This window comes from Oceanobacillus manasiensis, from assembly GCF_000724085.1.
GTDB classification, from domain to species: Bacteria; Bacillota; Bacilli; order Bacillales; family Amphibacillaceae; genus Oceanobacillus_B; species Oceanobacillus_B manasiensis.
Genome location: NZ_CCDL010000002.1, coordinates 144,393 through 160,355, shown reverse-complemented (window position 1 = coordinate 160,355; position 15,963 = coordinate 144,393). Strand labels below are relative to the sequence as shown.

The 15,963-nt window shown below is 37.4% G+C and carries 14 protein-coding genes and 2 tRNA genes; 2 read left to right on the top strand and 14 right to left on the bottom strand.

From position 1 onward, the window contains the following. Window positions 1–4: 4 nt before the first annotated feature. The 4 genes from BN985_RS09935 to hemA are packed head-to-tail and all read right to left on the bottom strand — an operon-like array spanning window position 5 to window position 3,927. Window positions 5–769, bottom strand: a complete 765-nt coding sequence (locus BN985_RS09935) for a uroporphyrinogen-III synthase (RefSeq protein ID WP_042223319.1) — start codon at window positions 767–769, stop codon at window positions 5–7. Then, window positions 769–1,698 (bottom strand): hydroxymethylbilane synthase, encoded by a 930-nt coding sequence (hemC, locus tag BN985_RS09930; protein WP_042223318.1) that lies wholly within the window; start codon window positions 1,696–1,698, stop codon window positions 769–771. The genes BN985_RS09935 and hemC overlap by 1 nt, the downstream gene beginning before the upstream one ends. A 21-nt stretch (window positions 1,699–1,719) precedes the next feature. After that, complete coding sequence (locus tag BN985_RS09925; RefSeq protein WP_042223317.1) at window positions 1,720–2,538, bottom strand: cytochrome C assembly family protein; 819 nt, start codon at window positions 2,536–2,538, stop codon at window positions 1,720–1,722. Between the two features lie 18 nt (window positions 2,539–2,556). Continuing rightward, window positions 2,557–3,927 carry a glutamyl-tRNA reductase gene (gene hemA, locus BN985_RS09920; RefSeq protein ID WP_042223316.1) on the bottom strand — a complete coding sequence of 457 codons (1,371 nt, stop codon included), beginning with the start codon at window positions 3,925–3,927 and terminating at the stop codon, window positions 2,557–2,559. 228 nt (window positions 3,928–4,155) lie between these two features. On the opposite strand from hemA, the gene BN985_RS09915 reads away from it, so the two are divergent. Continuing rightward, on the top strand, window positions 4,156–4,638 hold the full coding sequence (locus BN985_RS09915; protein ID WP_042223315.1) for a LiaI-LiaF-like domain-containing protein: 483 nt from the start codon (window positions 4,156–4,158) through the stop codon (window positions 4,636–4,638). A gap of 43 nt (window positions 4,639–4,681) precedes the next feature. Here the strand turns inward: BN985_RS09915 and BN985_RS09910 are convergent, their stop codons facing one another. From BN985_RS09910 to BN985_RS09875, 8 genes are all read right to left on the bottom strand, one after another. Next, entirely contained in the window at window positions 4,682–5,422 is a 741-nt protein-coding gene (locus tag BN985_RS09910) for an amino acid ABC transporter ATP-binding protein (RefSeq protein ID WP_042223314.1), read from the bottom strand. A 15-nt stretch (window positions 5,423–5,437) separates the two neighbouring features. Further along, window positions 5,438–6,106: an amino acid ABC transporter permease gene (locus BN985_RS09905; protein ID WP_042223313.1), complete on the bottom strand. Its 669-nt coding sequence runs from the start codon at window positions 6,104–6,106 to the stop codon at window positions 5,438–5,440. Between the two features lie 51 nt (window positions 6,107–6,157). Next, a complete protein-coding gene (locus tag BN985_RS09900; protein WP_042223312.1) occupies window positions 6,158–6,970 on the bottom strand; it encodes a transporter substrate-binding domain-containing protein in 813 nt (270 codons plus the stop codon). Between the two features lie 425 nt (window positions 6,971–7,395). Next, complete coding sequence (yihA, locus tag BN985_RS09895) at window positions 7,396–7,977, bottom strand: ribosome biogenesis GTP-binding protein YihA/YsxC (RefSeq protein ID WP_042223311.1); 582 nt, start codon at window positions 7,975–7,977, stop codon at window positions 7,396–7,398. Next, window positions 7,964–10,297 carry an endopeptidase La gene (lon, locus tag BN985_RS09890; protein WP_042223310.1) on the bottom strand — a complete coding sequence of 778 codons (2,334 nt, stop codon included), beginning with the start codon at window positions 10,295–10,297 and terminating at the stop codon, window positions 7,964–7,966. Before lon ends, yihA begins: the two co-directional genes overlap by 14 nt. 335 nt (window positions 10,298–10,632) lie before the next feature. Next, window positions 10,633–11,910 (bottom strand): ATP-dependent protease ATP-binding subunit ClpX, encoded by a 1,278-nt coding sequence (gene clpX, locus BN985_RS09885; protein WP_042223309.1) that lies wholly within the window; start codon window positions 11,908–11,910, stop codon window positions 10,633–10,635. 345 nt (window positions 11,911–12,255) lie between these two features. Continuing rightward, window positions 12,256–13,542, bottom strand: a complete 1,287-nt coding sequence (tig, locus tag BN985_RS09880) for a trigger factor (RefSeq protein WP_042223308.1) — start codon at window positions 13,540–13,542, stop codon at window positions 12,256–12,258. A 145-nt stretch (window positions 13,543–13,687) separates the two neighbouring features. Further along, complete coding sequence (locus BN985_RS09875) at window positions 13,688–14,674, bottom strand: tetratricopeptide repeat protein (RefSeq protein WP_042223307.1); 987 nt, start codon at window positions 14,672–14,674, stop codon at window positions 13,688–13,690. Window positions 14,675–15,183: 509 nt separating this feature from the next. Here BN985_RS09875 and BN985_RS09870 point away from each other — a divergent pair. Next, window positions 15,184–15,534 (top strand): hypothetical protein, encoded by a 351-nt coding sequence (locus BN985_RS09870; protein WP_052360666.1) that lies wholly within the window; start codon window positions 15,184–15,186, stop codon window positions 15,532–15,534. A gap of 235 nt (window positions 15,535–15,769) precedes the next feature. Here BN985_RS09870 and BN985_RS09865 read toward each other — a convergent pair. Together BN985_RS09865 and BN985_RS09860 are read right to left on the bottom strand one after the other, a co-directional pair. Then, window positions 15,770–15,843 (bottom strand) — tRNA-Arg (locus BN985_RS09865). A gap of 9 nt (window positions 15,844–15,852) precedes the next feature. Beyond that, window positions 15,853–15,926: transfer RNA gene (locus tag BN985_RS09860), tRNA-Gly, on the bottom strand. Window positions 15,927–15,963: the final 37 nt, after the last annotated feature.

Sequence of the window (15,963 nt, the reverse complement as noted above, 5' to 3'; positions counted from 1 at the left end):
TTATCTATCCCTTCCTTGAAATGTGATCATGTATGCTTTTTATCATTCCATCAATAGTGAATTTATTTGGTGTTAAAATATATTGAAACCCAAGCTCGCTTGCCCTTTTGCTCGTTGTGCTCCCTATACATACACAGGGGATGTTATATGGAATAATCTCCACCATTTCACAAAAAGCTTCAACGGTTGACGGGCTAGTAAAGCTAACATAGTCTAACTTTTTCTCACTTACTGCTTCGATGAGCTGTGGTCTTCTTTTATAACTGAAATGTGTATCATATACCTCCAGCATATCAAAATCCAACCCAGCTTGGCGAAATTTCTCAGGTAACACCTTCCTGGATCGATTGCCCCGAATCAGTAACAATTTCCCAGGATCAGGAAATCTCTTTAGAAAATCGCTCGCCATTGAGTCCGCATTATATGTTTTTGGTGTAAAGGTTTCCTCATACCCATATCGCTTCAGAGTACTACTTGTTTTTTCCCCTACTGTCGCAATTTTGGAGGAAATACAAGCAGAAGCGTTCTCTAGCTTTTTCCTTAACTCAAAAAAACAATCGACTCCATTAGCACTTGTAAACAAAATCCAGTCATATTGGGATAGATTTCTCAATACTTCCCAAGTAAAATTTGATTCTTTACACACGATTTCTAACAGAGGAACGACCACTGGATTCCCCCCGTATTGGGTAATTTTATCAGCAAAGAGATCCGCCTGTTCTGCTCCCCTTGTAACCAAAATGTTTTTTTGCTTAAGGGAAAAAGACATTAGCTGTCCAGCTCCTCTTTTACCCTCTCCACTATTTCTTTAGCCCCTTGGTCGGCAAGTAGACGTGCAGCTTCTTCCCCAACTTTATAAGGGTCTGTGCCTCGTACAACCTCTTTCAAGATGGTTGTACCGTCTGGTGTTCCTACCAATGCTGTCAGTATTATCTCGTCCTTATCCAAATAAGCATATCCGCCAATTGGAACCTGGCAACCACCTTCTAATAAATGAAGGAAAGTTCTTTCTGCTGTTACCGTCCTTGTTGTATATTGATCATTAATTAGATCTAGAAGTGTATGCAGCTCTTGATCATCTTCTCGACTTTCTATTGCAAGTGCCCCTTGTCCTACAGCTGGTACACATACTTCCGGTTCAAGGTATTCTGTAATGAGTTCTTCACTCAAGCCCACCCTCTTCAAGCCGGAAACAGCCAGAATAATGGCATCATAATCCTCTTCCTGCAACTTACGAATTCGTGTTTCAATATTCCCACGTATCCATTTAATTGTTACGTCAGGACGTTCAGCTAGCATTTGTGCCGATCGTCTTAAACTACTTGTACCGATGGTCGCCCCTTCTGGAAGATCCTTTAAAGCAACGTTTCCTTTTGAAATAAAGGCATCACGGTGATCTTCACGAACTGGTATAGAAGAGATCGTCAGCCCCTCTGGCATGCTTGATGGCATATCTTTCATACTATGTACTGCAAAGTCAATTTCTTTGTCGTACATTGCCTGCTCGATTTCTTTTACAAATAGCCCTTTTCCTCCAACCTTAGATAGCGTAACATCGAGAATTCGATCGCCCTTCGTTACTATTTTTTTTACTTCAAACTCATTCTGTACGCCCGCTTTCTTTAATTGTTCAATTACCCAGTTTGTTTGAGTAAGGGCTAGATTACTTTTCCTTGAACCGACTACAATTTTTCGCATAAATATCCTCCTATATGAACCTTAAAAGTGAAAATTTGAAAGTAAACTAAATAAAAAGAAGTTTACCAATAACATCAGAAATGCTGCAGAATTATATATTGCAATGCGCTTCCCATTATATCCACGGCCTACCCGCAATAATAGATACACGATATAGACGAGCAATACAAGAATGGATCCCGCTGTTTTCAGATCAAACCAATAAAACTCTGAGTTGGACACATAGGCCCACACAACGCCTAGTATGATGGCAATTAATAACAAAGGAACTCCTATCGTAATGGCGAGTAGCGCGTACCGGTCCAGCATTTTTAAATCACCTAGACGCCATATCCATTTTAGACCTTTCTTCTCCTTTAGTATTCGATATTGCACAATATACATAAGTGAGCAAAAAAAGGAAAGCGTAAAGAAGCCGTAAGATAAAATAGCCAAGGAAATATGGGCCGCCAGCATCTCATTTACTATTCGCACTCCACCTGTTGTGAAACTTTCCTGGGCTTTTGTGGAAATATAGAGTAATAGAATAAAGAAACTAAATAAATTAATGAAAAACAAAATAAAATGAATCGCAAATAATGCATTAACGATAAGTGATAATGTGAGGAGAACCCAGGAATAAAAGAAAAGGCTATCTGTAAACGTAAAAATTGGTAAATTATGATCTGAAATGACTTCAAACAGCAAGAATAACGTTTGAATAACCCATACCATACAAAGCAACCAGAAAGCTGTTTTATTTGCCTTCCGGTTGTTCTGAATGAAATCAATAAAGTACCCAATCAAACTTAGTCCATAAATAATTAAAATGAATTCATAAACCCATTTCAGCTCAAACATCATCTGAAAATCCTTTCATCAAATGGTTGTCATACTGTCCAGCATTGGAAAGGATACTTCGTTCTTATTTATTTTGTTGGAAGTACTATTTTTTTTTACCTGTTTCGCAAGTTCTTCCTGTAACTCATCCTCTATTCCAAATATCTCTACAAACAGATCCAATGATTCTTTTGATTTGCCGCTGCCAGCCATTTCTTTTGCTTGTGTAACTGGCTGCTTTAAAAGCTGATTAATGATGCTTTTGGTATGTTTGTTAATTACTTTTTTCTCCCTTTCTGTTAAGTCCGGGATCTTCCGCTCAATACTTTGTACCGTTTCAGCTTGAATAGAAAGAGCTTTTTGGCGTAGCGCGGAAATAATAGGTACCACTCCAAGTGTTTTTAACCATTCTTTAAAAGTAACAATTTCCCCTTCAATCATTATCTCGATCTGCTCTGCTGCAGCCTTCCTTGATGCAAGGTTTTCATCCACAATATGCTGTAAATCATCTATATCATATAAGAATACATTGTCCAATTCACTTATCGCAGGATCCAAATCTCTTGGGACCGCAATGTCCACTAAAAATAGCGGACTGCCTTTGCGTTTTTTCTGGATCGGAGCAAGCATACTCTTAGTCATTACTACATCATCGGAACCTGTTGACGTAATCAAGATATCAGCATCAAGCAGGACATCTGATAACCCATTTAATGGAATAGCTTTTGCTGCAAATTTTTCTGCAAGCAATTCTGCTTTTTCCAATGTCCTATTTAATACCGTAATTTCCGTTGCTCCAGAACCTTGCAGGTTTTTAGCAGCAAGCTCACCCATTTTTCCAGCACCAAGAATTGCTACATGCTTGTTCTGCAAATCACCACATATCTTCTTAGCAAGCTCGACTGCAGCATAACTAACTGATACAGCGTTTTGTCCTATAGCTGTATCTTTCTGTGCGCGTTTCCCAAATGTGATCGCTTGCTTAAACAACTCATTTAAAACGGTTCCCGTTGTATCGCCCTCTTGGGAAGTTAAAAAGGCATGCTTTACCTGACCAAGGATTTGCGTCTCCCCAACGACCATGGAATCGAGACCAGTTGTGACACGGAATAACTGTTCAATAGCAGCATCGTCCTCAGCAATTCGCAAATAGGTGGAAAGTTCTGCTTTATCAATATCAAACCAGTCAGTCATAAATTTTTTAATATAATAACGTCCTGTATGGACTTGATCCACTACAGCGTATATTTCCGTACGATTACAAGTGGAAACAATAACATTTTCCAATACACTCTTTTGTTCATTTAACTTTACCATTGCATCTGAGAGTGCATCCTCAGAAAAAGTAAGGTTTTCCCTAATTTCGACTGGGGCTGTTTTGTAGTTAAACCCAACCTTCAGTATATGCATCACATCTACCCCCAAAAAACTTTCAAGCCAGTCCATTTTCGTGCCATGGCTTTAGACATATTAACTATATTATAACATGTGTATCCAGTCACATCGTAGAGAAATGTGAACAGATTCTGAAACAATGTGTTAGGATATAACGTATATGAATTAGTACGAATGTACTGTATCATAAATAAGAATGAATAGGCAAGGAATCAACCTATATAAGGAAAGGTTTGTGAGATAGTGAAAAAACAAAACGCACTTCCAGCATATATACTAATAGGAATCGGTATCTTTTTCTTACTGAGACAATTAAAACTTCCGATTATAACCGATTTCTATTCTTGGCAGACCATTATCATTATTATCGGTTTAGCTCTTCTTATACATAGTTATACTTCCAAAAGCTATCATAATCTATTCAGTGGTACCATTTTACTTGGCATCGGCATTCATTTACACGGCATTCAGCATTATGATTTTTGGATAGATCATTGGGCTGTATACCTTCTAATTATCGGCATTGCCTTCCTTGTCAGACGTACAAAAGTGAAACAAGGGCTTTTCCCAGGTGTCATTCTTACTGCCCTTTCTATCCTGCTTATATTCTCGGTTTCACTTCCCCCTTGGTTTGATTGGTTCTATCTGGTGATTGATACACTGGAGCAGTTTTGGCCGGTTGTATTAATTGTAATTGGATTGTATTTACTTATGAAAAGGAAATAAGGGAAATCAGCCTTGTTAGCTGATTTCCCCTTTTTTAACTCCCTTATAAGATTGAGCTTAAAAATGCTTTTGTCCGCTCCTCTTGTGGATGATCAAATAAATCAGATGGTTTGCCAGTTTCCACAATTTTACCATCATGCATGTATACCACCCAATCTCCAACTTCCCGGGCAAAGCCCATTTCATGTGTTACGACGACCATTGTCATTCCTTCCACCGCTAACTCTTTCATGGTAGCCAGTACTTCTCCTACTAACTCAGGATCTAGTGCAGAAGTTGGTTCATCAAACAACATTACATCAGGTTTCATGGCAAGCGCACGAGCAATCGCAACACGTTGCTTTTGGCCGCCAGACAATGTTGACGGGTAAACATTATATTTGTCTCCTAGGCCAACTTTATCCAGCATTTCTTTCCCTTCCTTTTCTGCCTGCTGTCGACTAAGCCCTTTCACCTGTATAGGTGCTTCTATAACATTACCGAGAACCGTTTTATGAGGAAATAAGTTAAAATGTTGAAATACCATTCCAACTTTTTCTCTAATCTTGTTTAAATTGTGAGTTTCTTTCTCAACTTTCTCTGACTCAATCGTTATAGTCCCACTGTTTTTGATTTCGAGGAAATTTAAGCAGCGCAATAATGTACTCTTACCTGAGCCACTAGCCCCAACTAAAACGACAACATCACTTTCTTTAACTGTCATATCTATGTCCTTCAGTACATGTAAATCCCCAAAGGATTTATTAAGCTTATCTACTCGAATCATCTCTCTTACTTCACTCATCGTTGACCTCCTGAATCAATCACTCTGTGCTAATTTCTTCTCAATTTTATTTACTATTAATGTAAGAATTAAAACAATGAAAAGGTAGTAGATGGCAACCGTAATGAAATATGGTAAATAGTTAAACGTATTTGACCCCATTGAACTTGCCACACCAAATAAATCCTGCATTCCGATAAAGGAAACAAGTGAAGAATCCTTTATGCCAATAATGAATTGATTCCCCAAGGAGGGGACTGCTCTGCGAAACGCTTGCGGTAAAATGATTCTCCGCATAGTCATACCACTTGTCATACCTAGAGAGCGACCTGCTTCCCGCTGGCCCTTATCAATTGACTGGATTGTCCCACGAATGATCTCAGCAATATATGCACCACTATGAAATGCCAAACCTGCGACGCCCGCCCAGAACATTGGTATTAAAAATATATCTGTTAGTCCGTAAAACAAAATAAAGATTTGAACTACCAATGGCGTACCACGTACAATCCAGATATACGCATCTGCAATCCATTGTAAGATTTTAATGTTCGAAATTTTTAAGATAGCAATAAATAAACCAATCACAAATGCAATTAATAGTGAAGCGATTGATAATTTGAAGGTAATCCATAATCCTTCTAAAAATAAATCAAAACTTCCTACGAATATATCGTAAAATTCTAAAAGTGGCGACAACAACATTCATCTCCTTATTCGCTGCAAATGTGCGCACAGTATGCGCACATTTTCTCTTTATTCCACTGTTTCTGGTTCTTCTGTAATATCTTCACCGATCCACTCTTCAGCTAGCTCTGCCAGTTCCCCGCTGTCTTTCATATCTTGAAGTGCTTCATCAATTGCTTTAAGCAACTCTTCATTTTCTTTGTTAACGGCAATTGCTTGATTACTAACACCAAGTTGGCCACGATTTTCAATTTCCAGCCCATTTTCGATCGCCGTGATACCTGTTATATCATCAGTAATGACAGCATCATGATGGCCACTTGCTAATGACTGTAGTGCTACTACATCACTGTCAACTTGAGGAATATTATTCGTATAATCTTCCGCTATAGATACATAAGAAGAGCCTCTTGATACAGATATTTCCTTGTCATTAAGGTCATCTACCGAAGTTATATCACTGTCAGGACGTGTGTAAATAACCGGACCTGAGTAATAATAGGGTTCAGTGAAATGAACCTGCTCTTTCCGCTCGTCCGTAATGGTATGACTAGCTACCGCAATATCGTAACGCCCCTCATTTACACCTGTAACAATACCCGAGAATTTAGCCTTTTGCTGTACCGGTTCTAATCCCAGTTTTTCAGCAATTGCTTCCCCAACTGCGATATCGTAACCAATCATCTCACTGCCTTCCATGTAACTAAACGGCTTAAACTCTCCTGAAGCAGCAAATGTAAGCTTGCCATCCTTTATCAGATTATAGTCTCCACCTGCTGCTGCTTCTCCTGAACCAGTGCTTGTACTACCCTCTTCTGATCCACAAGCTGCCAATAATAAAAAAAGTAAAACAGAAAAAATCGCAATATTCAGTCTTTTCATTCGTTAATCTCCCTCTCTTTAACATACTACGTTGTTTTTATTCCGGATACACACTTGTTTTCGCTTTATTGTGGCGCACCGATAACTAAAATTATAGCAATTTAAGCTTCTTACTACCAACCCCCTATCCATTCATTTCACCACATGTATGTATAAATATTTTCCTATGGTGTTATTATCTCTTCCCTTCTTATACATACCCGATTTACCTCCTGAATACTCCTAAATACTTAAAAAATTCTAAAAAAGTCGTTAATTTGTATCTTAGACACTCAGAAAAATTTTTTCAATAACTTCTGGTTAACCTTTTGTTAAAGTGAGTAATCATCACAAAAAAAGAAAAAGCCAAACGCATTCGAACCCTTTTAATAAGTTCGAAATCGTTTAGCTATTCCTGTAAACCTTAAACACTTTATTTAACTATACTATATGAATTGACTTAGCAATCTCCATGCATCATCTTTTCCTTCTCCGGTTTCAGAAGAAAAGGGCAGAAGATAATCTGCTTCATCCATTTCAAACGCTTGTTTTGTTCTTTTCACATGGCTTGCACGTTTATTTTTAGGTACTTTATCTAACTTTGTAGCAACTATAATCACCCGAAGGTCATAATGCTTAAGAAAATGATACATTTGGATATCATCGTTCGTTGGCTCATGACGAACATCTGTTATTAAAAGAACTGCCTGAAGGGTTTCACGTGTTTCGAAATACTCCTCCATCATAACTCCCCATTTTTCCCTTTCCTTTTTGGATACTTTGGCATAGCCATATCCTGGTACATCTACAAAATAGAATGCTTCATTTATCTTATAGAAATTAAGGGTCTGGGTTTTACCAGGTTTGGATGAGGTTCTGGCAAGATTCTTTCTATTAATGAGCTTATTTATGAAGGAAGATTTACCAACGTTTGATCTTCCAGCCAATGCGATCTCTGGAAGGCGATCACCTGGATATTGCTTTTGACTTACTGCGCTTATTACGATTTCTGCATTATTTACTTTCATTATTCTCCTCCACCAGTGCATACTTCAGTACCTCATCTAAGTGGGATACTTTGATAAAGGTTAATTCGCTTCGCACGCTCTCCGGAATATCCTCTATATCTTTATCATTGTCAGCAGGAATAATAAAGGTCGTAATCCCTGCACGATGTGCACTTAACGATTTTTCTTTTAAACCACCGATTGGCAGGACTCTGCCACGTAGCGTGATTTCCCCTGTCATCCCGACTTCTTTCTTAACAGCCCGTCCAGTAAGAGCTGACACTAAGGCTGTGGCCATTGTAATACCTGCAGACGGACCATCTTTAGGTGTTGCTCCCTCAGGCACGTGAATATGAATATCGTACTTTTCATAGAAATCAGGAGTTATTTTTAGTTCTTTCGCTCGTGAGCGAATATAGCTAAATGCAGCCTGTGCTGACTCCTGCATCACATCACCAAGTTTTCCAGTCAATGTGAGCTTTCCTTTACCAGGATAGTGCGATACTTCGATAGACAGCGTATCTCCGCCTGCAGCAGTATATGCAAGTCCTGTTGCTGTTCCTACCTGATCTTCCTTTTCTCTTATTCCATAACGATACATTGGTTTACCTAATAATTCCTCAAGACTCTTCTCGGTTACAATGACACGCTTTTTCTCTTCAGAAATAATGACTCGAGCTGCCTTTCTGCAAATTGTAGCAAGTTGTCTTTCTAAATTTCTTACACCAGCTTCTCGAGTGTATCTTCGGATTAGTTTTAATAGAGCTTCATCTCTCATTTGTAAAGTGCTTTTTTTAAGTCCATTTTCTCTTAATTGCTTTGGTAATAAATGTTCTTTCGCAATATGCAGCTTTTCAACCTCAGTATAACCTGCAATAGAAATAAGCTCCATCCGGTCAAGTAATGGTCCTGGTATATTGTTTACATAATTCGCTGTCGCAACAAATAACACGTTTGATAGGTCATATGTTTCTTCAATAAAATGATCACTAAAGTTACTGTTTTGTTCAGGGTCAAGTACTTCTAGCATTGCTGAAGACGGATCCCCACGGAAATCATTGGACATCTTATCAATCTCATCTAAAAGAAAGACGGGATTAATGGTCTTTGCTTTTTTCATTCCTTGAATAATTCGCCCAGGCATTGCACCGATATACGTACGGCGATGTCCGCGAATCTCCGCTTCGTCCCTGACGCCTCCTAATGAAATACGCACGAAATTTCGATTTATTGAACGTGCAATAGATTTCGCTAGTGAAGTTTTTCCAACACCAGGAGGACCCACAAGACATAGGATTGGCCCCTTAATCGAATTTGTTAATTTTTGTACAGCAAGGTACTCTAATATTCTCTCCTTAACTTTATCCAAACCATAATGGTCTGTGTTAAGAATGTCTTCCGCCTTGTTTATCTCTATAGTATCCTCAGACTGCTGGGTCCACGGCAAAGCAATTAACCATTCTAAATAATTTCGAATGACTGAGCTCTCCGCAGAACTTTGAGGCACCTTTTCATAACGATCTAATTCTTTTAATGCTACTTCCATAATATTTTCAGGCATATCAGAATTAATTATTTTTTCTCTTAACTGACCAACTTCACCTGTTTTACCATCTTTTTCTCCAAGCTCTTTTTGGATAGCTTTCATCTGTTCACGCAAATAGTATTCTTTTTGTGTCTTTTCCATTGAAGTCTTTACACGCTGACCAATTTTCTTTTCAAGATCAAGAACCTTTTTTTCATTTGTAATAAGCTTAATAAGGTACTTAAGCCTAGCTACTACGTTTTCCATTTCAAGCAGTTCCTGTTTCTCTTTTATTTTTAGGGATAAATGAGAGGTAATAATATCAGCTAATCTTGATGGCTCATCTATATCAGCAACCGTCGCAAAGGTTTCTTTATTTATTTTTCGAGAAACAGATACATATTGTTCAAAAAGCCCAAGTAATGAGCGCATAAGCGCTTCTTCTTCGTTCATCTCTCCATGAATATCTTCACGCTTTTCGATTTCTACCTCAAAAGCATCGCCACTATTTTCTAAGAATTGAATAATCTCACCACGATGAGTTCCTTCAACCAATACGCGCATTGTACCGTTAGGTAACTTTAACATTTGCTTTACTACTGCCACTGTACCAATTGAATATATATCTTGGGGTTCAGGATCATCCATGCTTATTTTCCTTTGTGCGACAAGGAAAATTGTCTGATCCCCCATCATTGCCTGCTCAAGTGCTGCAATAGATTTATCTCTTCCCACATCCAAATGGATTACCATTGATGGGAAGACCAGCAATCCACGCAATGGAAGGAGAGGGAGCTGAATTGTCTCTTTTGTCATGAAACGACCTCCGTATTTCTATAATATGTAAAGATCAAGTTAAAGCCTTCTATGTGTTCTTAAAGTTTATATAAAGCTGAACCATTTGTAAACGTGAAATCCAATACATTTGCTTTTGTTTTAGCATTCCCTACCTGAACTCTAGCTAATCAGAAAAATAACGCTGTAAAAAGTGAAAAGCGGGTGTATTTATCTTATATCCAAAGTGTAACAACTATGCAAGGTGTCTATGTAGTAATATGCAAAAAAAGACTGTCTTGGCAACTAAATCACTCAAGACAGTCTTGTGTTACCCAGTCCGTATATCGTAAGTCAGCAACAAGCTTAAGAAAGTTTTACGCGCTTTCCTTCGGCTCCTTGTTTCCTTCTTTGACGGTTCCATCGCGGAAGATAAGTTTTGGATTGCCGTTTTCCTCCATTACGGTGTCTTTCGTAATAACACATTTTTCTATATCATCTCTTGAAGGTAGCTCAAACATTACGTCAAGCATAATTCCTTCAATAATGGACCGTAGACCACGTGCTCCTGTTTTTCGTTCTATCGCTTTTCTTGCAATTTCTCTTAATGCTTCTTCTTCAATTTCCAATTCTACATTATCAATAGAGAATAGTTTTTCATATTGTTTCACAAGTGCATTTTTAGGTTTAGTCAAAATCTCAACAAGAGCTTCTTCATCTAGTGGGGTTAAGCTACCAATTACTGGTATACGACCTATAAATTCAGGAATGAGGCCATATCTCAGTAAGTCTTCAGGTAACACTTTTGAGAGTAGTTCTCCCATTTCGAAATCCTTCTGTTTTTCATTAGAACCAAATCCTATAACTTTCTTACCAAGACGACGTTTAATCACCTGATCAATACCATCAAATGCTCCACCGACGATGAACAGGATATTCGTTGTGTCAATTTGAATAAACTCTTGGTGTGGATGCTTACGTCCTCCTTGTGGAGGGACACTCGCTACAGTACCTTCTAGAATTTTTAATAACGCCTGCTGTACCCCTTCACCAGAAACATCTCTAGTGATAGAAGGATTCTCAGATTTACGTGCTACTTTGTCAATTTCATCAATATAAATGATACCTTTTTCAGCTTTTTCCACATCGTAATCCGCTGCCTGAATCAGTTTAAGGAGTATGTTTTCAACATCTTCCCCTACATAACCTGCTTCAGTTAGTGATGTAGCATCCGCCATTGCAAACGGTACATTAATAATTCTTGCCAATGTTTGAGCAAGAAGTGTCTTCCCGCTTCCTGTTGGACCAATCATTGAAATATTACTTTTGGATAATTCCACATCATCACCAGTGACTTTCGGTGAATTGATCCGTTTATAGTGGTTATACACAGCAACTGAAAGATTTTTCTTTGCTTTGTCCTGTCCAATAACGTAATCATCTAGAATCTCACAGATTTCTTTAGGCTTTGGAATTTCCTTAAGCTCAGTATCTTCTTCTGTACCTAATTCTTCTTCCACGATCTCTGTGCAAAGTTCTATACACTCGTCACATATATAAACGCCTGGTCCGGCTACTAGCTTACGTACTTGTTCTTGACTCTTTCCACAAAACGAACATTTCAGTTGTCCTTTTTCTTCATTAAACTTAAACATTAATTTCACCCCTAAAAGTTTAAATCTCCACCTGAATGGAATTTTCAGGATTCAACTTCATAGTCATCATATCAGATCAATTTTAAAAAACAAAACGATACACTTTCATAACGTTAGCATAATCTAATTATGGATAATAATTCATAAAAGTCAAATCATACTACTTATATTATATGTAGCTTGTTACAATTAAGTATTCTTATTAAAAAAGATAATCCACCATAATTCTTATTCTAAAAAGTAAGAAAATAAATGGGGAGTTATATGAGAAAACAAGGTGCTACTTCACAGCACCTTGTTTTAGTATTTACCTATCGACCTATGTCTAAACTAACAATATCTTAATTAGACAGTTTTGCTATTTTCAACAAGAAATTCAATTGCTTTACGCATTTTCAGATCGCCTTTTATAGCATCCGTATTTCCACCAAGCATTTGCTTCAGCTGATCCAATTCAGTTCCGTACATAGATGCCATTTTTTCAAGCTCTGCTTCAACATCTTCATCGGTAACTTCAAGGTTCTCTTCAGAGACAATTGCTTCAAGTGTAAGATTTGTTTTAACGCGTTTTTCAGCATCTTCTTTCATTTGTTCTTTTAAAGCATTCTCATCTTGACCAGAGAATTGTGAATACATCTCAAGGGTCATCCCTTGAGCTTGTAGACGCTGTTCAAACTCTTTAACCATTTGGTCAAGCTCTGTGTTAACCATTGCTTCTGGGATTTCAACTTCTGCATTCTCAGAAGCTTTTTCAATTAAAGTTTCTCTTGTTTGATTTTCTGCGTCTTGTTTTCTTTGAGTTTCTAGCTCTTCTCTTTTCTTGTTCTTTAATTCTTCAAGAGTTTCCACTTCTTCGTCTACATCTTTAGCAAACTCATCATCAAGTTCTGGAAGCTCTTTCGTTTTAACTTCATTTAGTTTTACTTTGAATGTAGCTGTTTTACCTGCAAGTTCTTCCGCATGGTAATCTTCAGGGAATGTAACTTCGATCTCCGTTTCTTCCCCAGGTGTTTTTCCAACTAGCTGCTCTTCAAATCCAGGTATAAATTGACCTGAGCCAATTTCTAATGAATGATCTTCACCTTTTCCGCCTTCAAAAGCTACGCCATCAAGGAAACCTTCAAAATCCATAACAACAGTGTCGCCTTCTTCAACGCTACCTTCTTCTTTTACAATTAGCTCTGCATGATGCTGACGCTGATGCTCTAGTTCATGGTCTACATCTTCATCTGTCACTTCAACAGATTGTTCTTCTACCTCAAGACCTTTGTATTCACCTAGAGTTACTTCAGGTTTAACAGTTACTTTTGCAGTGAAAACAAGCGGCTGACCTTGTTCGATTGTCTCGATGTCAATTTCTGGTTGTGCTACTGGATCAATACCTGCTTCCTCAACAGCACTTACATACGCATCTGGTAGTACAATGTCTACAGCATCTTGATACAATGCTTCTACACCAAAGCGGTTTTCAAAGATTTTACGTGGGATTTTCCCTTTACGGAATCCAGGAATTTGAACATCCTTGGAAACTTTTTTAAAAGCTTGATCTAAGCCTTGATCAAATGTTTCTGCAGATACTTCAAATGTAAGTACCCCTTCATTTCCTTCTTGTTTTTCCCATTTTACTGACATAAAATTTCCCTCCAAAATCTAATCTATTGTTTCCAATCATTTTACACGTTCATTAATATAACTACTTATATAATGATCTAAATTTACAACCATCTTATTATAACATAATTACTATGCCTTTCAAGCATTTCAAGCCCGCATAATCCTACTCTTCAATAATACTTAAATAAAGGGAGTCACAGATTTTTATCTCATTACTAAACTGCTGCATTTTGTCGGATTGTGGTGCATCTTCTTCCATATGTATACCAAGGTATTCCTGCCCAACATGTTTAATAGCCTCTGCCAGCTGAAAAACTTCCTCTGATGGTGGGAGTATTGGATATTGAACATATAAATAACGAAATAACAGTTTTTCCAGCATTTCAAATAGTGTTGGATTTTTTTGCTCCGTTTCTTCTAATAAGCTTTTAGCTTGGTGCAATATTGTAATATCTTCAAGCTTCTCTAAAACAGAAGGTATTACGGTAAGTTCTCTTCCAAACTTATGTATGCTTACATCTTGATCATAATCAGATTCTGCCAGCCATTGTATTATAACCGTCTTGGTTACGGGGTGAACTTTCTCATCAGTAAGCATTTGAGGAATATTTTTAGTGGGCAATGCAGACATCTGCCTTAAATTCTCTAATATTCTCCACTGTTCACTATGATTCTCTTCCTCAACTGCTTGAGTTAATCCACTTAGGTGAGTACTTGACCTTTCAACAGTTAAATCTGCCTTCATCTTACTGCTCATTTTATACAGCTGTTGAAACTGTTCTTCCATTTGTGGTGGAATCTCGCCCATTTCCAATTCATACTCGACTTGCTCCATTAACAGTTCATATTGATTAGTCTGAAATAAAATCGTCAAATAAATATGTACATAGTGATAATAATGTTCATCTTTCTCAGTAAGTAGTTCTTCACATATGTTTTGTGCTTCGGTATGTCGGTTTAATTCTATTAGACAAATAAGTTTCCCTATAATAATTTCATGGGATCTTACATGATAACTCAACAGTTGATCCAACTTTGTAAGTGCTTCTTCATATCTTTTTTCTTTTAGAGCCTGTACGCTCTCCTCTTCCAAAACGTCTTTCCACTTTGGAAAGAGAATGACATTCTCCTTTTCTGATTGTTGCTGCATCTATTTCCTCCTTTCAATGTATTCATTCTATTATGAAACAGTCAATAGAGATACATACCCTGATTCCAAAAAAATAAACCTATTTTTATATGAATAATAATCTTATCTGCTATTTCAAAGATCTACTCTACATTTACGAAAACACGGTGCGTCGTTAACGATGCACTAATACTACTGGTTAAAACTTCAATATTGCTTATCGCGTCATTAAATAGGATTATTTTTTAAAAGATAGACATATTGTTCGATGAAGAGTAACCATTTATCTAGAAAAGCTCTTATGATAGTAATTTCACTGTTCATCATAATTATTATACCATGGAATTTGACCAACAGGTTTACTATCGTCATATATACCAAGTTTTAAGCTTTTCTAGGAATTCTAACACACTTAACTAGTGTTTTCTATCACCCTATTAAAAAACAAGCGTTTGCCATAAGCCACTTGCCATTCCAAAACGTTTTATATCGAATAAGATACATTATCAAGATTAAAGGAGGGAAAAATAATGAAAAGAAAAAGTCAAAATAGAAGCTTTGATCATAATGGAAACCAAGAATATTACTTTGCTAAAGCGAATGCAGATGCAAACGTGGATTTCGACAGCGACATCGACGTGGACAACGATAATGACAATGAGAATGATTTGAAAAACAAAAACAATAATTATAACATCGTAAAAGTTTATGTTAATGGTTGGGGCGTTGGAGCTGCTGGCGAAAATGGAGAAGCAGATGCAGAAGCTGAAGAAGTGGAAGAAGAAGAAGAGGAAGAAGCAGCACAACAACCTAAGAGAAAATGCAGAAATAGAAACAATGTACTCGGTGCAAATCAACGTAACAAAAAATACAGAAATTAATTTGTGTTCTTATGTGAAATGAAGCTGAGCCTGCTTTCTTTATTGAAAAGAAAGCAGGCTCTCTTCTAAATCTACTTAATAGAATTAGATTTTTATTTAACATGGGAACGAAATGGTTATAAAGCTAAAGCAGTTAGAATAACCAGATTATTATTTTGTAACTGGTTTCTATAAGAATAACTTATTGATACATAAAAAACCTCACAAACAAAATGTTTGTGAGGCTTCTCTTTGACGTCCCAGGCAGGATTCGAACCTGCGACCCACAGCTTAGAAGGCTGTTGCTCTATCCTGCTGAGCTACTGGGACAAGTATGTATGGAGCGGGTGAAGGGAATCGAACCCTCATCATCAGCTTGGAAGGCTGAGGTTTTACCACTAAACTACACCCGCATGATTATGTAAAAAATATCTTGATTTTTGTACGCTC